General features: G+C 36.5%; 24 protein-coding genes and 1 riboswitch. Of the genes, 8 read left to right on the top strand and 16 right to left on the bottom strand.

The features are described from left to right. Nucleotides 1–37: 37 nt before the first annotated feature. Entirely contained in the window at nt 38–1,279 is a 1,242-nt protein-coding gene (locus DDF69_RS09400) for an MFS transporter (protein WP_114820565.1), read from the top strand. Nucleotides 1,280–1,445: 166 nt separating this feature from the next. Then, on the top strand, nt 1,446–1,634 hold the full coding sequence (locus tag DDF69_RS09395; RefSeq protein WP_114820564.1) for a hypothetical protein: 189 nt from the start codon (nt 1,446–1,448) through the stop codon (nt 1,632–1,634). Between the two features lie 80 nt (nt 1,635–1,714). Here the strand turns inward: DDF69_RS09395 and DDF69_RS09390 are convergent, their stop codons facing one another. From DDF69_RS09390 to DDF69_RS09370, 5 genes are all read right to left on the bottom strand, one after another. After that, the gene (locus DDF69_RS09390) at nt 1,715–2,650 is read right to left on the bottom strand and encodes a YeiH family protein (RefSeq protein WP_114820563.1); all 936 of its coding nucleotides are present in this window, start codon (nt 2,648–2,650) and stop codon (nt 1,715–1,717) included. A 112-nt stretch (nt 2,651–2,762) separates the two neighbouring features. Next, entirely contained in the window at nt 2,763–3,638 is an 876-nt protein-coding gene (locus tag DDF69_RS09385; protein WP_114820562.1) for a LysR family transcriptional regulator, read from the bottom strand. 390 nt (nt 3,639–4,028) lie between these two features. Next, a complete protein-coding gene (locus tag DDF69_RS09380) occupies nt 4,029–5,336 on the bottom strand; it encodes a voltage-gated chloride channel family protein (RefSeq protein ID WP_185144332.1) in 1,308 nt (435 codons plus the stop codon). A gap of 31 nt (nt 5,337–5,367) precedes the next feature. Continuing rightward, nucleotides 5,368–5,435, bottom strand: a riboswitch (Fluoride riboswitch). A 153-nt stretch (nt 5,436–5,588) separates the two neighbouring features. Further along, nucleotides 5,589–6,428, bottom strand: a complete 840-nt coding sequence (locus DDF69_RS09375) for a GLPGLI family protein (RefSeq protein ID WP_114820561.1) — start codon at nt 6,426–6,428, stop codon at nt 5,589–5,591. Between the two features lie 85 nt (nt 6,429–6,513). Beyond that, nucleotides 6,514–6,981: an acyl-CoA thioesterase gene (locus tag DDF69_RS09370; protein WP_114820560.1), complete on the bottom strand. Its 468-nt coding sequence runs from the start codon at nt 6,979–6,981 to the stop codon at nt 6,514–6,516. A gap of 120 nt (nt 6,982–7,101) precedes the next feature. On the opposite strand from DDF69_RS09370, the gene DDF69_RS09365 reads away from it, so the two are divergent. Next, nucleotides 7,102–7,458 (top strand): arsenate reductase family protein, encoded by a 357-nt coding sequence (locus DDF69_RS09365; protein WP_079241128.1) that lies wholly within the window; start codon nt 7,102–7,104, stop codon nt 7,456–7,458. Between the two features lie 126 nt (nt 7,459–7,584). Here the strand turns inward: DDF69_RS09365 and gcvT are convergent, their stop codons facing one another. From gcvT to idi, 3 genes are read right to left on the bottom strand one after another with little or no spacing between them, the layout of a single operon-like run. Next, nucleotides 7,585–8,661: a glycine cleavage system aminomethyltransferase GcvT gene (gene gcvT, locus DDF69_RS09360; RefSeq protein WP_114820559.1), complete on the bottom strand. Its 1,077-nt coding sequence runs from the start codon at nt 8,659–8,661 to the stop codon at nt 7,585–7,587. Nucleotides 8,662–8,670: 9 nt separating this feature from the next. After that, complete coding sequence (locus DDF69_RS09355) at nt 8,671–9,141, bottom strand: hypothetical protein (protein WP_114820558.1); 471 nt, start codon at nt 9,139–9,141, stop codon at nt 8,671–8,673. A gap of 2 nt (nt 9,142–9,143) precedes the next feature. After that, nucleotides 9,144–9,653, bottom strand: a complete 510-nt coding sequence (gene idi / locus DDF69_RS09350; RefSeq protein WP_114820557.1) for an isopentenyl-diphosphate Delta-isomerase — start codon at nt 9,651–9,653, stop codon at nt 9,144–9,146. A gap of 327 nt (nt 9,654–9,980) precedes the next feature. On the opposite strand from idi, the gene DDF69_RS09345 reads away from it, so the two are divergent. Both DDF69_RS09345 and DDF69_RS09340 read left to right on the top strand, forming a co-directional pair. Further along, entirely contained in the window at nt 9,981–10,391 is a 411-nt protein-coding gene (locus DDF69_RS09345) for a phosphoheptose isomerase (RefSeq protein ID WP_002980498.1), read from the top strand. A gap of 86 nt (nt 10,392–10,477) precedes the next feature. Then, on the top strand, nt 10,478–11,437 hold the full coding sequence (locus DDF69_RS09340) for a D-2-hydroxyacid dehydrogenase (RefSeq protein ID WP_114820556.1): 960 nt from the start codon (nt 10,478–10,480) through the stop codon (nt 11,435–11,437). Between the two features lie 453 nt (nt 11,438–11,890). Here DDF69_RS09340 and mscL read toward each other — a convergent pair whose 3' ends face one another. Next, the gene (gene mscL / locus DDF69_RS09335) at nt 11,891–12,268 is read right to left on the bottom strand and encodes a large conductance mechanosensitive channel protein MscL (protein ID WP_114820555.1); all 378 of its coding nucleotides are present in this window, start codon (nt 12,266–12,268) and stop codon (nt 11,891–11,893) included. A gap of 245 nt (nt 12,269–12,513) precedes the next feature. Here mscL and DDF69_RS09330 point away from each other — a divergent pair, with 245 nt between their 5' ends. Further along, nucleotides 12,514–14,031, top strand: a complete 1,518-nt coding sequence (locus tag DDF69_RS09330) for an NAD(P)H-hydrate dehydratase (RefSeq protein ID WP_114820554.1) — start codon at nt 12,514–12,516, stop codon at nt 14,029–14,031. A gap of 98 nt (nt 14,032–14,129) precedes the next feature. On the opposite strand, the gene lgt is transcribed toward DDF69_RS09330, so the two are convergent. Together lgt and yidD are read right to left on the bottom strand one after the other, a co-directional pair. Then, nucleotides 14,130–14,978 (bottom strand): prolipoprotein diacylglyceryl transferase, encoded by an 849-nt coding sequence (gene lgt, locus DDF69_RS09325; protein WP_114820663.1) that lies wholly within the window; start codon nt 14,976–14,978, stop codon nt 14,130–14,132. 450 nt (nt 14,979–15,428) lie between these two features. Next, entirely contained in the window at nt 15,429–15,680 is a 252-nt protein-coding gene (yidD, locus tag DDF69_RS09320; protein WP_034695943.1) for a membrane protein insertion efficiency factor YidD, read from the bottom strand. A gap of 100 nt (nt 15,681–15,780) precedes the next feature. Here yidD and DDF69_RS09315 point away from each other — a divergent pair, with 100 nt between their 5' ends. Then, nucleotides 15,781–17,058, top strand: coding sequence for a replication-associated recombination protein A (locus DDF69_RS09315; protein WP_114820553.1), 1,278 nt, complete (start codon nt 15,781–15,783; stop codon nt 17,056–17,058). Between the two features lie 233 nt (nt 17,059–17,291). Here DDF69_RS09315 and DDF69_RS09310 read toward each other — a convergent pair whose 3' ends face one another. The 5 genes from DDF69_RS09310 to DDF69_RS09290 form a co-directional block, all read right to left on the bottom strand. Further along, nucleotides 17,292–17,729 carry a hypothetical protein gene (locus DDF69_RS09310; RefSeq protein WP_114820552.1) on the bottom strand — a complete coding sequence of 146 codons (438 nt, stop codon included), beginning with the start codon at nt 17,727–17,729 and terminating at the stop codon, nt 17,292–17,294. Nucleotides 17,730–17,845: 116 nt separating this feature from the next. Then, entirely contained in the window at nt 17,846–20,071 is a 2,226-nt protein-coding gene (locus DDF69_RS09305) for a DUF2339 domain-containing protein (RefSeq protein ID WP_114820662.1), read from the bottom strand. A 113-nt stretch (nt 20,072–20,184) separates the two neighbouring features. Beyond that, complete coding sequence (locus DDF69_RS09300) at nt 20,185–20,895, bottom strand: hypothetical protein (RefSeq protein ID WP_114820551.1); 711 nt, start codon at nt 20,893–20,895, stop codon at nt 20,185–20,187. Between the two features lie 360 nt (nt 20,896–21,255). After that, on the bottom strand, nt 21,256–22,104 hold the full coding sequence (gene pheA, locus DDF69_RS09295; protein WP_114820550.1) for a prephenate dehydratase: 849 nt from the start codon (nt 22,102–22,104) through the stop codon (nt 21,256–21,258). Between the two features lie 301 nt (nt 22,105–22,405). Next, nucleotides 22,406–22,816, bottom strand: a complete 411-nt coding sequence (locus DDF69_RS09290) for an acyl-CoA thioesterase (protein WP_114820549.1) — start codon at nt 22,814–22,816, stop codon at nt 22,406–22,408. A 136-nt stretch (nt 22,817–22,952) separates the two neighbouring features. Here DDF69_RS09290 and dnaA point away from each other — a divergent pair, with 136 nt between their 5' ends. Beyond that, nucleotides 22,953–24,407, top strand: coding sequence for a chromosomal replication initiator protein DnaA (gene dnaA / locus DDF69_RS09285; RefSeq protein ID WP_002980474.1), 1,455 nt, complete (start codon nt 22,953–22,955; stop codon nt 24,405–24,407). Nucleotides 24,408–24,488: the final 81 nt, after the last annotated feature.

The raw sequence follows: 24,488 nt of genomic DNA, 5'->3' as shown, positions 1-24,488 counted from the left end.
AAATTGAAAGGTTTTTTATTTTTATCAAAACTTAAAAATGCAAGAACTGTCCCTATCTTCAAAACTGAAGTACATTTTCTCTATTCCCGTTATTATTTCTGCCTTAGGCTATTTTGTAGACATTTATGATCTCCTTTTATTTGGAATTGTCAGAATACCCAGCTTAAAGGCATTGGGGCTGAATCCGGATGCGGACGGAACCTTTATACTGAACTGCCAGATGGTAGGACTTCTTATTGGAGGAGTATTCTGGGGAATTTTCGGAGATAAAAAAGGGAGACTTTCTGTACTCTTCGGGTCTATTCTGGTGTATTCATTAGCCAATATTGCCTGTGGTTTTCTTCCTTATTTTCCGAAAGAGCATTTAGTGTACCAATATGCCGGTTTAAGGTTTATCGCTGGCATTGGGCTTGCCGGAGAGCTTGGAGCAGGAATTACACTGGTTTCTGAAAGCCTGCCGAAGAATCTAAGAGCGATCGGAACCTCGGTAGTTGCAGGTTTTGGATTAATGGGTGCTGTTGTTGCCCAACTTACCGTAGAACTGGCTGGAGGCTGGAATATTTCTTACATTATCGGCGGGATCATGGGAATCATGTTATTGATACTGAGAATAAGCGTATCGGAATCCGGAATTTATAAGAATCTTGAGCATAAAAACATATCAAAAGGAAATTTTCTCTCCTTTTTCACTAATAAAGACAGATTGATAAGGTATTTGAAATGTATTGCAGTAGGATTACCTACATGGTATTGTATAGGGATTCTGGCTGTTTTAGCCAATCAGTTTGCCCCTGAATTGGGCATAAAAGATATCAACCCCGGAAAAGCAATTATGTGGGCTTATGTAGGTATTTCTGTCGGTGACTTGTTGAGCGGTTTTATTTCTCATGCTTTAAAATCCCGTAAAATGGCCATTTTTTATATGCTGATCTTTACGCTGATCGGGGTAGCAATTATGTTATTCGGCAATACCAACACAGAAACAAAATATTATCTGTTTTGTGTATGGCTGGGATTTGGAACAGGATATTGGGCTATGTTTGTAACACTGGCAGCAGAACAGTTCGGAACGAATATCAGAAATACTGCAACCACAACTGTTCCTAACATGGTAAGAGGGCTGGTACCGGTGATGATATTCGCTTTTGATTCCCTTAAAGGGCATTTCCCTGTGGTGGAAAGTGCTGCCATAGTAGGAGTGGTGGTATTCGGGCTTGCATTTTACTCTTCACTTACCATTTCTGAAACCCACGACAGAGACCTTGAATTTACAGAATAATTAACTTGTTTAAAAAATAATACTTAGTTATTCCTTATTTTGAATATAATAATGAAGTTATAATCAACAATTTATTAATTTTTGCAATAATTTTTGTTGCATATATTTAATATTTGTTTAACTTTGGAAGGTAACTAAAACTATATTTTAAATCAAACTAAATCTCATGAACATTATGAAAAACGCTAAAAAATTAAAAAAACAGGATCTGAAAAACATCACCGGAGGAATAAGTGGAAACCCTGATTTATCACTATGCGGATGCAGCTGCTCAGGAGCAGTAACCGGACCTTGGTATTGTGTACAGTATATCGGTTGCCCGCAGGTATATACTTGTGGTGAAGCCGCAATCTAAAGAAAATTATTTCAATTAGAAATAAACATTTCCACATTTAATATGCAGAACCCTTTTGATTTCAAAAGGGTTCTGCGCTTTTAATGGATAATGTAAAGCAGACTGCCGATGCTTATCGTTACCCACAGGATAATTGCCATAACCAAAGGTTTTAATCCGATCGATTTCAGCGTTTGGACAGAAAGGGTAGAGCCAATCAAAAATAAAGTCAGATTCAGACCGGATTTTGCCAGAACAGTAATCGAAGTGCTGAAACGGTCAAGAAAGGGGAAATAAGTGTTCAAAAGGATTGCTACAATGAAATAACCAATAAACCAGGGAATCTTTATTTTGGAATCTTTGCTTTTAAAAATGAACATCGTAATCAGTGAGACAGGAATAATCCATAAAGCACGAGCCAGTTTCACCGTGGTGGCTATTTTCAAAGCTTCATCCCCATATTTACTGGCCGCACCTACTACAGAACTCGTATCGTGAATTCCTACTGCACACCAAAGTCCAAACTGTTCCTGAGAAAGATTCAGAAGATGCCCTATTGCAGGATAAACGAATAATGCAATAGAATTAAGGGTGAAAACAATAGCCAGGGCAAGAGAAATCTGTTTGGTGCTTGGTTTAATAATAGGAGATACTGCGGCGATGGCACTCCCGCCACAAATAGCAGTTCCAGCGGAAAGAAGATAAGCTAATGGCCTTTCCAGTTTAAATAATTTTCCCAGAAAATACCCTAAAACCATAACGGTGGCAATACTTACAACGGTCAGCATCAGTCCTGTTTTTCCTGCGTGAAGCGCTTCATCCAGTTTAAGACCGAATCCCAGACCAACTATTGAAATCTGCAGCAACAAATGAATATATTGATGAAGGTGTTTTTCAAAAGGGTTTCCTATAAAGACAACCAGGAAAAAACCCAGAGCCAGAGCGATTGGAGAAGATATAAGTGGTGTAAGGCATAATATAGCCAAAACAATAAAAAATATTTTCCGTGTCATTTCATTTTGAATGAAATCTTTCATAATGCGAACTTTTAAAATCTGCACCAAAATTCCGGAAAATAGTATTACAAAGTAAATCGTATTTTGTTATATTGGATAACTAAAAGTTATATCTTTGCTTGTTGCTTATTGCTTATTCTGCAAATCTCAGAAAAAGCCTGATCAGTTCAGATTGTTCGCCTTTAGGCAGGATAAAATGAAAATCTCTTTCAATACTGAAGTTTTTAATATCAATCACTGTAAGGATGTTGTTTTTAAGTTCATTCAGGATAGTGCTGATGGAAAGAAACGCCACGCATTCTGAGTGAAGAAGATAATTTTTGATACTTTCACTGCTTCCCAACTGCATGACGGTATTCAATTCATGGATATTAATTTCCTTTTCTTTAAGCCTGTTTTGGATAAACTCCAGTGTTCCGGAGCCCTGCTCTCTGAAGATCAGATCCAGTTGGTAAAGATCTTTTAAACTTAAAGTTTTATGAGCAAGAGGATGATCTGACTTTGCGGCCAGTACAATCTCATCGGGCTTAAACGTTTTATACTCGAAATAAGAAGACTGTGATTCTCCTTCAATAATGCCCAGATCAATTTTCTCCTCTTTTAAAAGGGTTGAGATTGTTTCTGTATTTCCTGTCAGCAATTCAATCTTAATATCTTTATAATACGAATTGAATTTGGCCAGAATTTCCGGTAAAATATACTGTGCAACGGTTGTACTTGCCCCGATAATCAGTTTTCCCTTATGCTGCTGACTGACCTGGCTGATCTCAAACTCCATGTCACGGTAGATGTTTCTGATCTTTTCGGCATGTTCAAACAGGATTTTTCCGCTTTGAGTCAGTTGGATAGAAGTTCCTTTACGGTCAAAAAGCTTAGCACCTATCTGAGTTTCAATTTCTTTAATATGTTTAGTAACAGCCGGCTGGGAAATATGGAGCTCCTCTGAAGCCTTCGTGAAACTTAATCGGGTAGCCACCGTATGGAAAACTTTTAATCTGTAATCGAACATGGGGTAAAATTACGAATTATAGTTGGAAATGGTGAAGAGAGTTTGAGAGTTTGAGAGTGGGAGGGTTGGGCGATGAGATGCGTGTTGCGTGTTGCGAGTTTCGGGGTTTTGGAGTATGAGGGTTTGAGAGATTCGGGATTCGGGATTTCAGGTTTGTGGTTTTAAGTTTGAAGGATTTCTGGTTACGCGATTGGGTATTTTGGGTTTCAAGATTTTTAGTGAATAACCAAGAACCAATAAAAACCAGCATCCCACAACAAAATAAACCTAATGTAAATCTCATAACCACGAATCTCGTACCTTTTAACTAGCAACCAGCAACAAAATAAACAAATAACTGTGACCTCGCATCTCGCATCTCGTAACCCGCAACACGAATCACGGAACCCCTTATAAAAAATCCGAAACAGACTTATCCTGCTGGCTTTCAAATCTTCTGTTTTTTGCCTCTCCAATCTTTTGTTTTGTATAAATACTGTTATGACCGGAAAGAAGGTAAGAAACAACACAGGCAATAGCCACGTACACACCACATTCTGCTCCGAATAATTCAATTCCCATCAGCATACAGGCCAGAGGAGTATTGGTAGCACCTGCAAATACGGCTACAAATCCCATTCCTGCCAATAATCCGAACGGTAATGGGATGAAAAGTGATAAAGCACTGCCCAATGTAGCTCCGATAAAGAATAAAGGAGTAACTTCTCCACCTTTGAATCCGGCCGAAAGCGTCACAATGGTAAAAATCATTTTTAAAGCAAAATCATATAACGGAAGCTGCTTTTCAAAAGATTCTACAATTACTGGAACTCCCAATCCGATATACCGGGTTGTTCCCATCGCAAAAACAGCAAGTGCTATAATGATTCCTCCAACAACTGGACGAAGCGGAGGGTATTTTATTTTTGATTTGAAAAGAGAACCCATCCAATGAATGATTTTACTGAAAGCAGCCGCACAGATTCCAAAAGCAATACCTGCCAGAATGCTGTAAAGAATGGGTAAAAATTCCAGTTTAGGAATAAAATCAATGTGATAATGAGTATGTTTTACATTCCAGAGATTGGTAGCCCAGTCTGCCAGAATGGCGGATGTAAATGCAGGAAAGATAGCGTTGTAACGGATTTTTCCCATCAGAAAAACCTCAAGACCAAAAACAGCTCCAGCCAGTGGAGTTCCGAAAACAGAACCAAATCCGGCAGCAATTGCTGAAATAATCAATACTTTTCTATCATTTCGGTCGAGCTTAAAAGGTTTTGTAAGCTGATCTGCGATAGCTCCCGCCATTTGAAGTGCTGTTCCTTCGCGGCCCGCAGAACCTCCGAAAAAATGAGTTACAATCGTTCCGAGATAAACAAAAGGTGCCATTTTAAAAGGAATGATTTCCTTGGGTTCGTGAATCGTATCAATCAACAGGTTATTTCCTGCTTCTACATCTTTCCCAAAGTAATAATAGAGAAGTCCTATCAGAAATCCTGCAACAGGAAGTAGGGCGATCAGCCAGAGGTGATTTTCTCTGAAGTTTGTTGCCCATTCTAAAGATTGAAGAAACCCTGCAGAAGCTGTTCCTACCAAAGCACCAATAATGATACTGATAGACAGCCATTTTAAAATATAAGGGAGCGCCGGAAATTTTCTGAAGAAAAAATGAGTATGGAAAATTGCTTTTTTCGCTAATGTTCTTTGACTTTTTGACATAATAATCCTGATTAGTTATTTGTTAATAATCTTTTAATCAGGCGTCATCAGCTTTTGTAAAGCGGTTGGGTAAGGAAGAACACCATTTCCTTTTGATGGTACAAATATATGAATTATGATAAAAAGATAAAAGGTAAAAGGTAAAAGATATACTTTAAATATCTGGATTCAATAGAGGTGGGATTTAGCCCGCCTGAATAAATTTTTAACTTTCCTCAGGCTTTAGCCTAAACTTAAAACTAAACCATGGTTTTAATATTTTGGATAATGCATTGCCTTATCAATCTCAAGCGGGTTATTATATTTCCTAATAACTTCCTGTATGCTTTTAGTTTGAGTATTCAGTTCATCAACATTACGGATTTCTTTTCCGTTGATATTAATTTTAAGATCATTGTTGGATTTGCTGAAATTATTTCTTTCAAAAGCAAAAGGATCATCATAAAACTCCATGATGAGTTTATATTTTTGCTTTTCAGTGATGGGAATAGCTTTATTCCCGAAATTGGATTCAACAAAACTATCTGTCGGATAGACTTCCGGCAGTTCCTGGCTTTTAATAAGGTGATAAATGAAATTCTTTTTGGCATCGTAAAGTTCAAAAATTAAACCCGGTAATCCACGGAGTTTAAACGGGCCTTCATTAAATGGAATATCTTTACAGAACCAGGCGGTCCAGTTTCTTCCTCCAAATCGGGTAGTGGCTTTTTGTAAAGTATAATTTTCTACTTTCTTGGTTTCATTCGAAATGATCCAGTTTATTTTATCTGTCGTTTTAAAGGAGTAATATCCGTTTTTAATATTGATGAAATTCTCATTGTCAAAAGAATTGATCTTTCTTTTCACTACCTGTCCGGACATATCCGTATGACTGTTATTCATCCCGAATTTTTTATTTAAAGAATCCGTTGTAATCAGGTTTCTTCCATAGAATTTCACCTCTTTTGGGGTGATGTCCAGGATCATATTCAGTTTTTCATAAGTGGTTTCGGTAGAATCCATCTTATATTCCATTTCATAAATAAACCGATGTGTCTGAGCGGGGCACAATGCTATCATAAGCGATGCCATTAAGGTGAAAATACTTTTCATATCATGTGATTGGTCGTTTTTTGTTACTGGTTTCCCCAAAACTTTAAACCTTAAACCTCGCACTCTCGCATCCCGAAACCCGCTCTTACAAAAACGGTTTCATTTCATCTTCAATCTGCGTTCTCAGCTCCATCAGGCGTTTAGCATACATTTCCTGCTGCTTTTCTTCCTCCGTTTCCGGGACCCATTTCGGTACAGGAAGCTTTTTTCCGTTTTCGTCTACCGCAACAAATACAATAATGCAGTGGGTTTTTTTCTCAAAATTCGGTTGTTTCAGGTTTCGGGAAAAGACATTGATCGCGATATGCATGCTTGAAGTTCCGGTATAGATCACCTGAGCATCTACTTTTACCACTTCACCGATTTTGATGGGATCATAAAAACGGATTCCACCCACATACACCGTAACGGAATAATTGCCGCTCCAGGTTGTCGCACATGCATAACCGGCCTGGTCAATCCATTTCATAACACTTCCTCCATGTACATTTCCTCCGTAATTAACATCCGAAGGCTCCGAAATAAACTGAAAAGTAATAGGCTTGTTCTGCATCTTATAAAATTTGAATAAAGTTATTTAATAATTTCCAAAGTTTTAGATTAAATCCTAATTTTGAAAGACGAAACTTTCAATGAAAGAGAATTTTAACCCATAACAGATTTAGAAACCGTAATGAAGAAAGTATTTTATCTCAATACATGTGATACCTGCAGAAAAATTTTAGCCCAATTTGATCTTACAGACTGGGAACTTCGCGAAATCAAAAAAGAGCCGATTACGAAAGAAGAATTGGCGGAAATGCATAAAAAAACAAAATCATACGAGGCATTGTTCAGTAAAAAATCTACCCAGATCAAACTGAGAGGGTTGGATGTGAAATCTTTAACCGAGAAAGATTTTAAAGAATTATTACTGGATCATTATACCTTCCTGAAAAGACCTGTTTTTATTACTGACAAGGAAATTTTTGTAGGAAATGATAAAAAGAATGTTGAAGAACTGCAGAAGTTCTTTGGCGTACATGAATAAATTTAACTGGAAACTAATTTTGCAAATAATAAACCTTATAGGTTTTTAAAACCTATAAGGTTTGGTATAAACCCAAAAGAGGCTGTGATTTTCACAGCCTCTTCTCTTTTTCCTATTTTTTTCCAATTATACAAAAGGAGCTTTTACCACTTTTGCAGGAATGTTCTTGTTTCTTACCTGAATAAAGATCTCAGATCCTAATTTGAAATATGGTTTGTCTACATAAGCAAGACCTAAACCTACTTTCTTCATTGGAGACTGTGTTCCTGAAGTTACTTTTCCGATTACATTTCCTTCAGCATCTACTACAGGATAATCGTGTCTCGGAACTCCTTTGTCTGTTAACTCAAAACCAACTAATTTTCTTCCAACTCCTTCTTCTTTCTGTTTGGCAAAAACATCTTTAGAAACGAAGTCTTTATCAAACTTAGTGATCCATCCTAGACCAGCTTCAATTGGTGAAGTGGTATCATCGATATCATTTCCGTAAAGGCAGAATCCTTTTTCTAATCTTAAAGTATCTCTGGCAGCCAATCCGCAAGGAATGATTCCTTCTTCTTTACCTGCTTCCATTACAGCATCCCAAAGTTTTTCAGCGCTTTCGTTGTTGAAATAAATTTCAAAACCTCCGCTTCCTGTATATCCTGTGTTTGAAATGATCACATTATTTTCTCCTGCAACACTTCCTACAGTAAAGTGGTAGTAAGGAATTTCTGAAAGGTTTACTTCCGTAAGTTTTTGAAGAATTTCAGTAGCTTTAGGCCCCTGAACTGCCAATAAAGACATTTCATCAGAAGCATTGGTCATTTTAGCACCGAAAGTATTGTATTTTGAAATATGGTTCCAGTCTTTATCAATATTGGAGGCATTTACTACTACAAAATATTTATCATCTTCCATTTTGTAAACGATAAGGTCGTCTACAATTCCTCCGTTTTCGTTGGGAAGACAAGAATACTGAGCTTTTCCGTTTTCAAGAGCATCTACATTATTGGTAGTTACATATTGCAAAAGATCTTTTGAGCCTGGCCCTTCGATGAAAAACTGTCCCATGTGGGAAACATCAAATAATCCTGCTTTTTCTCTTACGGCAAAGTGCTCTTCTGTAACCCCTGAATATTGAACAGGCATTTCAAAACCTGCGAAAGGTACGATCTTAGCTCCCAAAGAAACATGTTTGTCGTACAAGGCTGTTTTCTTCATATTTAATTTTTATTTCTTTATTTTAAAACTGTTAAAAGTCTCATTGAATTGGGTCATATAGTTTCCGTTCCAGAATTTCTGGCCACAGTTGATGGAAACCAAATATAAGTTTTTATCTTTTTGAAAAGCTTTGGTTACCCAGAACAGCTTTTCTTTTTCATCGAAATGCTCATAGAAATATTCCGTATACCCTTTCTGGCTCTTTTTTTCTTTTACTTTTTTCTCTTCGTCATGTGAGTGATAAAGGGCAAGGATAAATTTTTTCACCTCCTCTTTCGGAAGGGGAAGGTCGTGATACTCCGAAATGGTAATAGCACCGATCTGGCTGGTAGGAAAAATATTGATAATCTCACTGTCATTCGTAGATTTCCAGCCTTCAGGAACATTGATAGAGTAATTAGGAGTGTCAAATACACCTGCCTTTTGGGCAAAAAACAGACTTCCTGTCAAAAAAGCAGAAAAAAGAAATATTTTTTTCATCGTTAAAAGTGGTGTTTATATTCTTCCAGAATAATTTTAAACCATTCTGTAAAGTTTTCAGGATTTTCGGAAATTTCTTTGTCCAGATCTTCCATGGAAATGAATCTTACTTCTTCCACTTCTTCTTTATTCAGATGGAAATCAGCTTCATGGTTTCCTACAAATACATGATCCAGCTCGTGTTCCCAAAGACCGCCGCCAACATCTGCCTTGTAAATAAAATTGAATTTTTCTGAAAGTTCTGTTTCAATTCCCAATTCTTCTTTTACTCTTCGTACAGCTCCTTCCTGATAAGTTTCCCCTTGGCGTGGATGCGAGCATACAGCATTGGTCCATTGGTTAGGAGAATGATATTTTCCTGAAGCCCTTTTCTGAAGAAGCATTTCTCCTTTACTATTGAAAAGAAATACAGAAAAAGCACGGTGTAACAGGCCATTGATGTGAGCCTGCTGTTTTTCCATCAGCCCTAAAACCTTATCTTCAGGATTTACTAAAACAACAAATTCTTCCATTCCTACAAATGTAAGAGTAATAAATGTATTTTGGAAATTTTTAGATAAACATCATACTTTTTGTAATAAGGATGTGATACGACAGAGAAGCCGGTAATGCGTAACGAGAATTTTTCAATTCTTTAATTGATTTTATTTCAAATCTTCACTTTATTATTTAAAAGTAAAATACAAAACGAAAATTTTTAACCATATGTGATGAAATGATGAGTAAAATGTTAATATTATTCTTTAAATAATAGTTTTTATAGTAAAATATTAACATTAATGAAGATTGATAGGTCTGATACCTGTAAAAACGCTAACTTTGTTTTTTAATATTTAGTAATGGAATTAGAATACATTGAACACATTAGTCCTATTCTAAAGGATGGAATAAAAAATTACTTAATAGATATCGACGGAACCATTACGGATGACGTTCCCAATGAAGAGCCGGAAAGAATGGTTACCTGCGAACCATACCCCGATGCACTGGAAACGATCAACAGATGGTATGACGAAGGACATCAGATCTGCTTTTTTACTTCAAGAACTGAAAATCTAAAACAAATCACGATCGACTGGCTGGATAAGCATGGCTTCAAATATCACAGCGTGCTTTGCGGAAAACCAAGAGGAGGAAATTATCACTGGATAGACAACCACCTGGTAAGAGCTACAAGATATAAAGGAAGATTTACGGATTTGGTTGAAAAGCAAGTGACCATTGAGGTATTCAAAGAAGACGGCGAATAAAAATATAATTCAAAGATTTAAAAATTAAATGTGAACCTGTTCCTTTAATTTTTAAATCTTTCATTTTTTAATATACTTGATATTTTATGAAAGTTTTAGCAAACGACGGCCTTGATCAATCTGGAATAGATGCATTGACAGAAAAAGGCTTTGAAGTGATTACTACAAAAGTTCCTCAGGAGTTTTTAGTAGATTATATTAACGAGCACAAAATCCGCACCTTATTGGTGAGAAGTGCTACCCAGGTAAGAAAAGATATTATTGACGGGTGTCCGTCCATCGACATTATTGGCAGAGGTGGAGTAGGTATGGATAATATTGATGTAGACTATGCAAGAGAAAAAGGAATCCATGTGATCAATACGCCTTCTGCTTCTTCAGAATCAGTGGCTGAACTTGTTTTTGCTCATTTGTTTTCCGGAGCAAGATTCCTTCAGGATTCCAACAGAAAAATGCCTCTGGTGGGTGATACTGAATTTGGAAGCCTTAAAAAAGCATATGCTGCAGGTATTGAATTAAGAGGAAAAACCATTGGTATTGTAGGAATGGGAAGAATCGGACAGGAAGTGGCAAGAATCGCTTTAGGACTTGGCATGAGAGTAGTAGCTGCTGATAATAATGTAGGAAAAGCAAGCATCAAAGTGAAGTTTTACAACAATCAGTTCATCAATGTTGATATCGAGACTGAACCACTTCAGGAAGTACTAAAACATTCAGACTTCATTACTTTACACGTTCCGGCTCAGAAAGACGGTTATATGATTGGTAAGAACGAATTTGAAATCATGAAAGACGGAGTGGCTATCGTAAACTGTTCAAGAGGAGGAGTCATTGATGAAACAGCTTTGATTCAGGCTTTGGATTCAGGTAAAGTAAGATTTGCCGGATTAGATGTTTTCATTAATGAGCCAACACCTTCTAAAGCAATCCTTACTCATTCTAAAATCTCTCTTACCCCTCACACGGGAGCTTCTACGCTTGAAGCGCAGGATAGAATTGGTCTTTCCCTGGCAGAGCAGATTTCAAGTATCTTACAGATTCAATAATCTGAAAACGATATAATATAGCAAAAGGGGTTGTCCAAAAAGTTTGGGCAGCCTCAATTTTTTGTTGATAGAATTTTGAAGAGTTTGAGAGTCATATAAATGTCTTGAATCAACCTTAGGTCTGACATTTTAAATAAAAAAACATTCTTGTTCGATAAAATTTGAATAGAATTAACAGGTCGCTCCTCCGGAGCTCTAATTTTAAAACAAATACGTTCTATTAACAGTCAGCTCCCATAGGAGCTAAATTTGATCCCGTCGGGATCTACTGTTAGTAGAAAAATGAAATCCCCATAAAATAAAGCTCCGGAGGAGCGACCTGTTAATTCATATCATAAATATTAATATTTTCAATGTATTTATACTTTTTATCGGACAGTAATGGCTCGCATAAAAAAGACTGCCCTTTTTGGACAGCCTCTCTTTTTTTATTTTAAAAACTGTGGTTGCAGATTAGATATTTTTGCTTTTCAACAAATCTCTGATCTCCATCAGTAATTTTTGATCTTCTGTAGGTCCGGCAGGAGCAGGAGCATCTTTCTTGTTCACTTTATTAGCCAGTTTGATGATCCAGAAAAGAACCATCGCAATACAAAGGAAGCTGATTACTGCTGAAAGGAAATTTCCATAGGCAACACCATTCCATGTAAGTTTTGCAATGTTTTCTGCGCCGGCTGCTTTCAATGCCGGATTTAAGATCAGAGGTGTGATAACATCTTCTACCAAAGACGAAACAATTTTACCAAATGCTGCCCCAATGATCACACCGACAGCAAGATCGAGAACATTGCCTTTAAAGGCAAACTCTTTAAATTCTTTGACAAATCCCATAATTTATATTTTTTTAATTAGTATATACACAAAAATATAATTAAAAAATGTAAAAAACACTACGTTTAATAGTTTTTTATTCCCAAAATATTGAATTTTATGCTGATTTCCTATTAACAGTTTTAATGAATATTTGAGCATTATAACAATACATTAATTCATTAATGATGACTTTTTATTTTTATTAATGAGGTGATATCATAATGAAAAATCTTTTGTAATTTGCTTAAAAGTTTGATTTACCTATGAAAATTTTCACTGCAGAACAGATACGCAGCTGGGATCAGTTCACAATTTCTCAAGAGCCGGTTTCCTCCATTCAACTGATGGAAAGAGCTTCAATGGCTGTCGCACATTGGATTTCGGAGCATTGTAAGAACCATAAAAAGCTAGCCGTATTTTGCGGTAACGGAAATAATGGAGGAGACGGATTAGCGGTTGCAAGATTACTTTACCTGAAAGGGTTTGATGTTGATGTATTTGTAAGTGATTCTAAAAGGAAATTTTCAGAGGATGCTTCTGTTAACCTGAAAAGACTCCGTGATTTATCCGGAATTTCAGTCAGGAAACTTGATCCTAAAGAACAATATAATTTTGATGATAAAACAATCATTATCGATGCTCTTTTCGGAACAGGGTTATCCAGACCGTTGGAAGGAGAATATAAAATGCTTGTTGAGCAATTGAACAGCAAAAGGAATATTAAATTATCCATCGATATCCCTTCCGGATTGTCTGCAGATGAAATGGATGATAATGATTCTGGTATTTTTAAAGCCGATTATACCCTGACTTTTCAATGCTGGAAGCGGACTTTTCTTCATCCTGAAACAGGAAAATATGCCGGAAAAGTAATACTGCTGGATATTGATTTAAGTAAAATATATGCGGATGCTACTGATTCTGATTATTCTGTAATTGATGATCAGCTGGTAGGCCAGATATTCAGTCCGAGACAGGAATTTTCTCATAAAGGCACTTATGGTAAGGCAGTGATCATAGGAGGTAGCTATGGAAAAATAGGAGCAGCAGTGCTGGCAACACGATCAGCTTTAAAAACAGGTGCGGGGCTAACCTTTACACTGGCACCGGAGTGCGGGTATAACATTTTGCAGACTTTATGTCCTGAGGCCATGTTCATAAAAGGAGGGGAGCAGTTTATCACAAATTTGGAGATTGATAAAGATATTACCTGTGGTGCAGGTCCTGGTTTGGGTACTCATTCCTCGACTGAGAAAAGCTTTTTGAGTTTCTTAAAAAAACATTCACAGCCACTGGTCCTTGATGCAGATGCATTGAACATCATTTCAAAAGATCAGAAAAATCTTAAACTTATTCCAAAAAAATCAATCATCACTCCACATCCGAAGGAGTTTGAAAGACTTTTCGGAAGTACAGACAATTCCTTTAAAAGGCTTGAGCTGGCAAGGAAAAAAGCAAAAGAGTTTGGTCTTTATATTGTACTCAAAGATCATCATACGCAAGTTATTACTCCGGAAGGAAAAGTATTCTATAATATAACCGGGAACGCAGGTCTTGCGAAAGGAGGAAGCGGAGATATTCTTACAGGAATCCTTACTTCGCTTCTGGCCCAGAAATATTCTGAAGAAGAAACTTGTATTCTTGGGGTATGGCTGCATGGCAGAGCTGCCGATATAGCTTCAGAAAAACATTCAAAAGAATCGATGCTTCCTACTGATGTCATTGATGCATTTGGATGTGTTTTTGAGGAACTGAACAGGAAGTCGGAGAGGAATCTGTAATAAGGTGAATAGACAAAACAGTCAATGATTTCAAATAGTAAAAAAGGCAAATCTGTATTTCTACAAATTTGCCTTTTTTATTTTTCAGCTCAAGTGGCTTATTCCGGTTTCTCGTTTTCTGCCTGAGTAATCTTAAATTTCTTGGAAACAATCATGATCACAACCCCTGCAATCATAAAAGGAATCGAAAGAACCTGACCTGTATTCAGACCGCCAAGCTGGATGAACTCATCTCCTTGTGGCTCTTTAAGGAACTCCACAAAGAATCTGATCGCCCAAAGAATGATGAAAAAGAGACCGAATAACCATCCTTGCTGATATTTTTTATCTGTCTTTCTGTACAATATCCATAGTAAAATGAATAGCAGAACATATCCTACGGCTTCAAATAACTGGCTGGGATAACGTGGAACAGTAAGACCATACTCACTGCTTTGTTGCGGGAAAAGCAAAGCAAACGGAGAATTCGGGTCCGCTGGTTTACCAACGATTTCAGAATTGAAAAAGTTCCCCATTCTTACAAATGCTCCACCTAAAGCAACCACAATACCCAATCTGTCATAGACCCAGAACGGATTTTTTTTGATGATTTTAAATGAATAATAAAGGGTGGTGAAAATCAATGCAATCGTCGCTCCATGGCTGGCCAGCCCTGAAAATCCAGTGAATTTGAATCCGTTTTTTGTACTTATCGGTAAGAATACGCTCCAGAAATCTTCTTTAAATAATTCCGGCTGATAAAAGATAACGTGTCCTAATCTTGCTCCCAGAATTGTCCCGATCAGTGTCCATGTGAACAGAGGTTCAAGATATTTCTGGTTGACATTGTCAATCTTAAAGATTCTTGTCATTAAAATATATCCGAAACCAAAGGCAAAAACAAACATCAAACTATAAAAGTGAAGGGTAAATGACCCAATATGAATACCTTTTGAAGGATCCCAGATTTTAAATGAAGTTTTAAGTTCTACTTTATCAGAATCAGTGATGGGTTTTACAGATTTTACCGCATACTTGAAAGTGGTGATATTTTCTTTGGTAACACCAGTGTCAATCAGTTTGAAGTTTTTATCGAAAAACTGATAGTTTGAATCCTTGTACTTTGCTAAAGTGGAAGCTCCATAATTATAATAGGCAGGTTCAAAATTAGATTCATTAAGGATGACAACAAAAGACTGGTTCTTGTCTGATTCTCTGTCCGGAAAAGCCGTAAGGTCTCCCATCTCTGTAGTAGAATAGATTTTTACAGGAACATTGCTTCCATTGATATCTAAATTTCCGTCAGATAAACCTCCAGGGTATTCCTGTGCGAAAAGAAGCTGCGTTGTGAACGCAAACAGCACAAGATAAATTCTGAAAAAGAGTGTATTCATTTTTCTATTGATTTGATAGTTTGATTATTGACATTTATGTTTGGGTGGAACAGGGTCATAGCCGCTTCCTCCCCATGGGTGGCATCTTAAAATTCTTTTAAATCCCAGCCAGAAACCTTTAAAAACACCATGTACCTGAAGCGACTCAATCATATAGTGGGAACAGGTAGGTTCGTAGCGGCAGTTTTTGGGAAGTAAGGGCGAGATGAACCATTGGTAAAATTTGATCAAAATTACCAGCGGAAATGTAATGATTTTATTGAATGTAAGTTTCAAAACAATGCAAAAATAGGGTAAAAAAATGAAAATTAGTTTAAATTTGTTATAAGTTTCGGAGATCAGAAATCCGGACATTGATCTTAAAAAAAGAATTACTTTGAATCAAAATATTCCATTAGCTGAAAAATTAAGACCTAAAACCCTGAACGATGTATTGGGACAGGAGCACCTTACCGGCGATAAAGGAACAATCAGAAAAATGATTGAAAACAATACCTTGAATTCGCTGATTTTATGGGGACCTCCGGGAACTGGGAAAACAACGCTGGCTGAAATTATCTCAGAACAGTCGGGGAGGAAGTTTTATAAGCTTTCTGCAGTTTCTTCCGGCGTGAAAGACGTGCGTGATGTGATTGAAGATGCAAAAAAACAGAATCTGTTCTCCGGAAAATCACCGATCTTATTTATTGATGAGATTCACAGGTTCAATAAGTCGCAGCAGGATTCATTATTACATGCAGTAGAAAAAGGCTGGATTGTTTTGATTGGAGCCACTACCGAGAATCCAAGCTTTGAAGTGGTTTCGGCTTTGCTTTCAAGAAGTCAGGTTTATATTTTAAAAGCTTTGAGCTATGAAAAGCTGGAAGAATTAATAGATATTGCTTCCGAACGATATAATAAAGATGAAGGAACAGATTTTAAAATCCTTGAAAAAGAAGCTTTTATTCAATACTCCGGTGGTGACGCCAGAAAACTGATCAATTCCGTAGAATTGGTTTTGAATCAATATAAAAATTCGGATACAACGGAAATTATTAATTCTGATGTGCTGGAAGTTCTTCAGGAGACGATAGCTCTTTACGATAAGAACGGCGAGCAGCATTACGATATCATCTCAGCCTTTATCAAGTCGATGCGTGGAGGAGATCCGAATGGTGCGGTATATTGGCTGGCGAGAATGATTGCGGGAGGAGAAGATATTAAGTTTATCGCAAGGAGAATGCTTATTCTGGCTGCTGAAGACGTAGGCCTGGCAAATCCCAATGCTTTGGTGGTTGCCAATAATTGTTTTCAGGCGATCAATGTGATCGGTAATCCTGAGGCAAGGATTATCTTGAGCGAAACAGCGGTGTATCTTGCGGTTTCCCCTAAAAGCAATTCTGCGTATATGGCCATCAATGAGGCTCTGGCTTTGGTAAAACAGACGGGAAACCTGCCTGTTCCCCTTCATTTGAGAAATGCTCCTACCAAACTGATGAAAGACCTGGATTATGGAAAAGAATACAAGTACGCTCATTCCTATGAAGGAAACTTTGTAGAACAGGATTTTCTTCCGGAAGAAATCCGAAATGTGAAACTATATGAGCCGGGAAATAACTCTACTGAGAAGAAAATCTATGAAGAGCTCAAGAAAAAATGGAATAATAAATATTAGAATTGAAAAAGGATGCTGAAAAAACGGCATCCTTTTTATATTAAATCGGTTTTTTTAACCTATAACATTTCAGCTATTATAAAGTGAAAATGGTGGTAAATATTTTTAAACCATTAAGGAGACTGAAGAATTAAAGTATAGTTAAGATAAAACATGCTGATTTTAAGTTAAAGCAAAGCTTATCTTAATAATCTTAACAGCTTAATACGATCTTAATGTTTCAAAAAATCAAATTATTCGGTAGTGTAAATAAACAATGTTTTCTTACCGTTGTAATCTTTTGTTTCAGCTTTTTTCTTGATCTCAGGATAGATCATCGTGCTGGTATCCGTAAATTCATATCCTTCAATAAATACAGGATTATCTGCCGGAATATTGTATTGAGTATTCATATTGGATAACGCCATTCTGTCAAGTACGTTTTCTCCGTTTTTGAATTTATATTCAGTTACGCCTTTTGTAAAAACAGAACTGTATTTTTTTAAGTTTTGGGGAAGACCCGCTGAAGTATTGTATACTTTTGAAACCTGTAAAACATTCTTTTTGGCATTGAATAATTCTACTGTCCCAATGGCGTTGTCAGCCACTGCAAACTTTACCGCAGGATTTTTTTGCTGGGCCCATAAAGTAGCAGAGGATAAGATTAAAAAAGAGTAGAGTAATTTTTTCATGATCAGAATATGTAACTGTTAAAAACGTGATAAATATAGTTATTTTTTATAAAATTTGAATAAAATCTAGAAATGTTTTAAATATTATTTAGAAATAAAAACTTTTACGCAGATTATCAGTCTGTGCTGTCTTTCGTTTCGTCTTTTTTATCCACCATATTTCTGATCATATTTTTCAGACGCTGGAAGGTGAAAGAACTTAAGAGTAAAATAATCCCGAGAGCAATAAAGGCACTTATTCTTGAGATGTTATCCATCTGCCATACGTCGTAGCCATATAGTTTTACGATCATCAGGCCTATCAATGCAAAACCGATCTTATTATATTCCTGAATATTCTTTTTCAAACCGGTATAAATAAATATGCTGGCAAGAATTGCCCATACAACAGGAAGATAAAGAATATTAAAGTGTTCACTTGCCTTATGGGAGTGAGGAAGATCATTTGAGGTGATTAAAATATAAGAATGGTGAAGTTCACAACTTACAGAGATGATAAGTGCCAAAGACAGCATCCAGTAAGAAATCCGCTGCTTATGAAATTCCGAAGATGGAATAATTCTATATCCTACATATATAAAAGGAATCCATTGAAGCAGGTGCAGGAAATAAAAACTTACATGGAGTTTTTTTGTTATAATGTCAGACACAACCGGAAATGCAGCAGCAGATGTGTTACTAATGATCAGGAAAAAAAGCAGATAAATCAGTACGTTTTGAATGTCGCTTCTGATGTTCAGTAGTTTTCTGAAAAGTAATAAAACAAAAATATAATAAATACTGAACAAGAGTCCTGTGCTGAAAATTGCGGACCATGGCATTTTGGAAATATGGTATGTAATCTCAAGAAGAAAAGTAATATAGATAACTCCATAGCTGACCACAGTAATAAGATCTTCAAAAAAGGTATAATCTTTTCCATTGGAGTCTTTGGAGCGATTTCTTAACAAATACAAATTGAGGATTATGGAAATAATGGTAAACGAACTGGTGATAAACGGAGTATTCAATATGATATTGAAATCTTTTGTTCCGAAATAGGCCGTCCAGGTTATAAGCTGGGCAATCATCACCAATGGAAACAGGATATAAAAGAAGATTTTGAAAACCTTATGGCCTGTTTTTTTCCAGATGAAAAGAAGCAGAGTTGTTTCTATTGCCCAAATGCTGGTGATAAGATGGGTTTTAAACTGAATAGCAACCGCAACGGTTATAAGACTGGTAACCAGCCCTGCGAATACAGAATAGGCGATTCCAAAGTTCCTGCGTGTAAATTCTCTGAACAGAAGAACGGCGTTCACAGCAGCAAAAATAAGAGGGAAAATAATTGGCGGTTCATATTTTAGGGTATCAAAAATGTAAAGCAGTCCAAGGATACTTGAGAAGTTGGCAAGAGCAAGAATCGCGATATCAGAGGTTGAAAGTATATTTCTTCTTAAATAATCATGCAATGCAAAGATGTAAAAAATCACATAACTGATCAGATAGAAAGTAATGCTTAAAAGTTCAGGGCTTTCATTGGTCCAAAAGAAAAGATACCCTGTTGTAAATATATAAGCTGTCCAGCCCACGCTTTTCCAGTGCTGCAGAAAAGAGGCAGCCAGCATTCCTGTATTTAAAAGAGTAATATAAATAAAAAGGAAAAGGTAGTTGCTTTGTCCTGTGCTGATCATCAGAGGAGCTGCAAAACCTCCTATCAATGAAAAGATAATCAGTACTTCACTTTTATAATAATAGGATAAGATAATAGAGGCTGCAGTAATCAGTGCCGTTATGATAAAAGCTGTATTTTGGGTGAACAGATGGTATTCACGGAAAGCAATGGTGGCTGTGAAATATAAGACTGCTATTCCGCCCCCGGTGATAATAGAAGAAAAAGCCTGGTAATTTTTTCTGAGAAAATGTCCGGTTACAATGATTCCTGCCCCGGTACAAAAACCGATTCCTGCTCTTGCTGCTTCTCCAATCCAGTTTTTATCAATCGCGTATTTTACAAAATAACCAATTCCCAGAACAAGGGTGAAAATACCAATGATGGTAAGTGCATTTTGTTTTAAAAAATCAGAAACAGGAGTAAGCCAGTCTTTTTGATCTGGTGTTGGGTTCTCTTTAATTTCATTTTCATGTTTTATGTTTTCATAATGAACTTGTTCTTGTTGTGGAATGAATGTCTCATCCGCTGAGGTTTTCTCATGAATTACTTCAGTCTGGGTTGGAAGAGTATTATTGATTTTATAGTTAAGATCCGAAATTTCCTTTTCCAACTTTCTGATTTTGGTATTCAGATTATTGAAAATGATGAAGATAATGATAAAGATGATGGCCGCAACAAATTCATTCATTTCATTAGTTTTTACCAAATATAAAGAAATGTTTTATATGCTATTTAAAAAATTAACCCATCGCGGTATAAGCGATGGGTTAAATGGTATAGATAACTAACAATATGTTTTTACTAGTTTGATACTTTGTAAACGTAGAATGATGCAATACTGGATCCTAATAATCCTGCTGTGATAACACCGGAATCTACAAGTCCAAAAGATATTTTGTCACCTGCCTGAAATGAATATAAAGTGTTAATGCTGGAATCGGAAAGTGTCAGGTTAACTGCTAGTGCAAGATTAATACCGCTGAATGGACGTGTGTCTATCAAAGTGGTTACTGCCGATCTGGTTCTTGCAATGGCGATACCTGGAGTTCCTGATAGTAATGAAGCCTGTAATCCTGTTCCATATCTGAACGCGAATCCAACCGCATATACTCCAGTGGATGGAATATTATAAGAACCGTCAGCATTTGTAAACAAAGCTGCACTTCCTATAGTTCTGTCGGCTTGTACAAAACTGACAGGTTGGAAATCAGATGGTAAAACTCCTAAATTCAGAAGGGTTATACCTGTTGTTTTTTTTGCAGAATATACAGAAGTGTTGGTTCCTGCAGCTGCGGTTAATAATGACGGGTCTACCGAGAACACTTGTGTGGTTCCCTGGTTAACTGCTAAAATTTGATATCCGGGTAGTGCTGTAGCGGCGGGAGTGTCACGAACTTTCAGTGTCCCGTTAACATCTAAAGTCGCAGATGGATTTGCCGTATTGATACCTACTTGACTAAATATAGGTAATGAAGCGCATGCTAACAATAAGCTGTAAAGTTTAGTTTTCATGATCAAGATTTTAATTAGTTGCTAAGCAAATATACAATAAAAATTATACTCCGCATTGTGATATTTTTATTTTTAACGTTAATATGATATAATATCCTTAAACATATGTTTATATTTTAGTTAATATTTTTGCATAATCTAATTACGACTTATTATATGTGTTTTTGCTTTAAAGTGCTGTTTGTCAGTATTTTGTTAAAAAATAATTCTCTCCATTGTGTGGGTTATTTTTTTAATTAAACAGAAGGTATTGTCTCAAACTAATGTATTGTTAAAGTTTTTGAATTTTGTGATTTTTATCCTATAAATAAAAAAACACTGCTTAATAGCAGTGTTTTTTATAGATTTTATTGTCTTTTTTTAGCTTTCCAGCAGGAATTCTTTGTAATTCCCGAGAAAATCTACATTTGCATTGATTGATTCAAGTTCTTGCAGGGCATTTTCATGTAAGACTTCTTTCCATGGCCCTTCAACATTGATAAAGAAGAAATAGTTCCCCAGTCCTGTTTTTAATGTTCTGGATTCAATCTTGCTGAGATTCATTTTTCTCCATGCAAAAACGGATAATACCTGATGCAATCCACCGGGATGATCTTCCGGAAGAGTGATCAGCATTCCTGATTTTTCTCCCAGTGTTTCCAGTTTGTCATTTTGGTATTTATTCTGCTCTTTAGAAATGATGATAAACCGGGTATGATTCTGTTCAAAATCCTGAATATTACGATTCACTATTTTCAAACCATATAAATTGGCTGCAAACTGATTGGCTACCGCAGCAATAGGAGTGCCCGGATTCTCAGATACAAACTTGGCAGCGGCTGCAGTTGAGGAAAAGTCCTGTTTGGGAATTTCTTTATAATGAGTATCCAGGAAATGAAAGCTCTGTGCAAGGGCTTGCGGATGCGAATATATTCTTTCAATATTCTCAACAGAATTCTCCGGATGAATCATCAGATGGTGGGCAATAGGCATTACGGCTTCTGCTTCAATCTTAACAGACGGAGTCTTATATAAATAATCCAGTGTCATAGATACGGTTCCTTCAATAGAGTTTTCCAGAGGGACTACTGCTTTTACTGCTTCTCCATTTTCAACGGCATTAAAACAATCCAGAATGCTGGCTTGCGGTATTATTTCGTCATCAGGGAAAAGCTGTGCTGCAGCAAGCTGTGTGAAACTGGCATGAGGTCCCAAAAATGCAATCTTCATAATATAATATATAAGGGATGATTAAAATAAAGGTACAAAGGTGCGAATTAATTCATAAATAGAGAGGGTGTAGAGTTTAAAGTTTAGAGTTTAAAGTTTAATGTTTTTAGTTGCGAGTTACGACTTACGAGTTACGAGTTACGAGTTGCGGGTTTATTTTGTGACCGGATAATTTGAGATAGATATTTTAACTCTATTGAAAATTCACCATTCACCTTTATAAGCTTCCTCCAATATCTTGTTGGATATCTCCTAATTCCTGCTACCTGTTGCCTGCAACCTAAAACCTCCTATCTGTCATCTATGCTTTCCAGTTCTTCTCAATCAGTTCCATGAGAAAATCCGGACATCTGATTACTTTGTTGGTTTTTGCATCGAGAAAGAATAGAGTAGTAGAGGCTTCTGTTATTTTAATATGCTCTTCATTATAAATTTCATATTCAAATTCAATTCTTACCCCTGGAGTTTTTTTAACATAAGTATGAATTTCCAATTTTTGATCATACAAAGCTGGTCGGATATATTTAATGTTGTAGTCTGAAACCGGCAGCCAAATTCCTTGGTTTTCAATTTCATCGTATGAAATTCCTATGCTTCTGAAGAGTTCAACTCTCGCTACTTCGAAGTACGTTGCATAGTTTCCATAGTAGACATATTTCATTGGGTCTGTTTCTGCGTAACGTACTCGTATTGAGTGTGTTGTGTGTATCATTTTACGTGTTAAATTATACATACAAATATATTTTTAAATAATCAATACCTGCAATATTTTTTTTTGAAAAGAAAATATTGGACCTTTGTCTTCCTTCTAAACACAGTACAAACAAAGAATAATCGGGGCTTAAAAAATGGATGACAATTTAATGATGATATGGCAGAAATGCCTTCAGTTTATGCGCGATAACCTGAACGCTGCTGAAGACAATTCTGACCTTAAAAAACTTGAAAAATCTTTCGATATGCTATTCGATAAGGTTCAGCCGCTTTCGTTGGTGGCCAACAACCTTACGCTGATCGTACCGAGCGATTTTTACAAGGAATATATAGAGGACAATTACCTGTCCCTACTTTCTGCTGCCCTGAAGAAAAATATTGGAAAAGGAGTGAAATTATGGTATTCTGTGATGGAAAACAGACCAAAAGGTGAAGAGAAGCCTGTTACCATGAACATCAAGGGACAAAGCGTTCCTACTCCGAAAACACAGGAAACAATGCCGCAAGGTTTTTCTGCTAATATTGTAAACCCGTTTGTCGTTCCTGGAATTAGAAAAGTAAATATAGATTCTAACCTGAAGCCTGACTATTCGTTTGATAGTTATGTAGAAGGAGAAAGCAATAAATTTGCAGCCACTGTTGCCAGATCCATTGCCAAAAGACCTGGAGCAACAGCTTTCAACCCATTATTTTTATATGGAGGTTATGGAGTTGGTAAAACCCACCTGGGACAGGCTGTTGGTCTTGAAGTAAAAAATCAGTTTCCTGATAAAGTAGTTCTTTATCTGTCTTCTGAAAAGTTTATCCAGCAGTTTATCTCTGCGGCTAAGGCTCATAAGCAGACTGAATTTGCGAACTTCTACCAAATGGTAGATGTACTGATTATTGATGATATTCAGTTCTTATCTGGAAAATCGGCTACACAGGACAGTTTCTTCCACATTTTTGATCACCTGCATCAGAATGGAAAACAAATTATCCTTACTTCAGATAAAGCGCCTGCAGATATTATGGATATCCAGGACAGAATTGTTTCCCGTTTCAAATGGGGGCTTTCTGCAGAAATCAAATCTCCGGATCTATCTACAAGAAGACAGATCATTGAAGATAAACTGAGCAGAGACGGAATTGTTCTTCCGGGAGATATGCTTGATTTCCTTGCTGCTGAAGCCAAAACAAATGTAAGAGAACTGATCGGGGTTATCAACTCAGTGATCGCTTATTCTACAGTATATAAGAGAGACCTTAGTCTTGAGCTGCTTAAGGAAACCATCAACAGAATTGCAGCGAACCAGAAGAAGGTGATCAATATTCCTTACATTCAGGAAGTGGTTTGTGATTATTTTGGAATCAAAAAAGAGCAGCTGCTTTCCAAAACAAGAAAAAGAGAGATTGCATTACCAAGACAGCTTGCGATGTACTTCTCCAAAGAATTTACCAATTCTACATTTACTAAAATTGGTGAGGAAATGGGCGGAAAAGATCACTCTACAGTAATGTATGCCTGTGACACCATCAAAGACGTTTCTAAAATTGATAAAGAAATCAAGAAATACGTAAAAGACCTTACTGAAAGAATCAAGCAGTAAATAAGGTTAGTTTACATAAATTAAAATGAAGGATAGTTTTATTCTTCATTTTTTATTTAGTTTTGTCGTAGCAAAAGACTT

Source organism: Chryseobacterium sp. KLBC 52, from assembly GCF_003347605.1.
Classification (GTDB): Bacteria; Bacteroidota; Bacteroidia; order Flavobacteriales; family Weeksellaceae; genus Chryseobacterium.
The sequence above is the reverse complement of the archived record's forward strand: the minus strand, read 5'-3'. Positions and strand labels throughout refer to the sequence as shown.

Coding starts and splice junctions, on each gene's coding strand:
- DDF69_RS09400 (WP_114820565.1), top strand. CDS start 38: ATGCAAGAACTGTCCCTATCTTCAAAACTGAAGTACATTTTCTCTATT.
- DDF69_RS09395 (WP_114820564.1), top strand. CDS start 1,446: ATGAACATTATGAAAAACGCTAAAAAATTAAAAAAACAGGATCTGAAA.
- DDF69_RS09390 (WP_114820563.1), bottom strand. CDS start 2,650: ATGAAAGATTTCATTCAAAATGAAATGACACGGAAAATATTTTTTATT.
- DDF69_RS09385 (WP_114820562.1), bottom strand. CDS start 3,638: ATGTTCGATTACAGATTAAAAGTTTTCCATACGGTGGCTACCCGATTA.
- DDF69_RS09380 (WP_185144332.1), bottom strand. CDS start 5,336: ATGTCAAAAAGTCAAAGAACATTAGCGAAAAAAGCAATTTTCCATACT.
- DDF69_RS09375 (WP_114820561.1), bottom strand. CDS start 6,428: ATGAAAAGTATTTTCACCTTAATGGCATCGCTTATGATAGCATTGTGC.
- DDF69_RS09370 (WP_114820560.1), bottom strand. CDS start 6,981: ATGCAGAACAAGCCTATTACTTTTCAGTTTATTTCGGAGCCTTCGGAT.
- DDF69_RS09365 (WP_079241128.1), top strand. CDS start 7,102: ATGAAGAAAGTATTTTATCTCAATACATGTGATACCTGCAGAAAAATT.
- gcvT (WP_114820559.1), bottom strand. CDS start 8,661: ATGAAGAAAACAGCCTTGTACGACAAACATGTTTCTTTGGGAGCTAAG.
- DDF69_RS09355 (WP_114820558.1), bottom strand. CDS start 9,141: ATGAAAAAAATATTTCTTTTTTCTGCTTTTTTGACAGGAAGTCTGTTT.
- idi (WP_114820557.1), bottom strand. CDS start 9,653: ATGGAAGAATTTGTTGTTTTAGTAAATCCTGAAGATAAGGTTTTAGGG.
- DDF69_RS09345 (WP_002980498.1), top strand. CDS start 9,981: ATGGAATTAGAATACATTGAACACATTAGTCCTATTCTAAAGGATGGA.
- DDF69_RS09340 (WP_114820556.1), top strand. CDS start 10,478: ATGAAAGTTTTAGCAAACGACGGCCTTGATCAATCTGGAATAGATGCA.
- mscL (WP_114820555.1), bottom strand. CDS start 12,268: ATGGGATTTGTCAAAGAATTTAAAGAGTTTGCCTTTAAAGGCAATGTT.
- DDF69_RS09330 (WP_114820554.1), top strand. CDS start 12,514: ATGAAAATTTTCACTGCAGAACAGATACGCAGCTGGGATCAGTTCACA.
- DDF69_RS09310 (WP_114820552.1), bottom strand. CDS start 17,729: ATGAAAAAATTACTCTACTCTTTTTTAATCTTATCCTCTGCTACTTTA.
- DDF69_RS09305 (WP_114820662.1), bottom strand. CDS start 20,071: ATGAATGAATTTGTTGCGGCCATCATCTTTATCATTATCTTCATCATT.
- DDF69_RS09300 (WP_114820551.1), bottom strand. CDS start 20,895: ATGAAAACTAAACTTTACAGCTTATTGTTAGCATGCGCTTCATTACCT.
- pheA (WP_114820550.1), bottom strand. CDS start 22,104: ATGAAGATTGCATTTTTGGGACCTCATGCCAGTTTCACACAGCTTGCT.
- DDF69_RS09290 (WP_114820549.1), bottom strand. CDS start 22,816: ATGATACACACAACACACTCAATACGAGTACGTTACGCAGAAACAGAC.
- dnaA (WP_002980474.1), top strand. CDS start 22,953: ATGGATGACAATTTAATGATGATATGGCAGAAATGCCTTCAGTTTATG.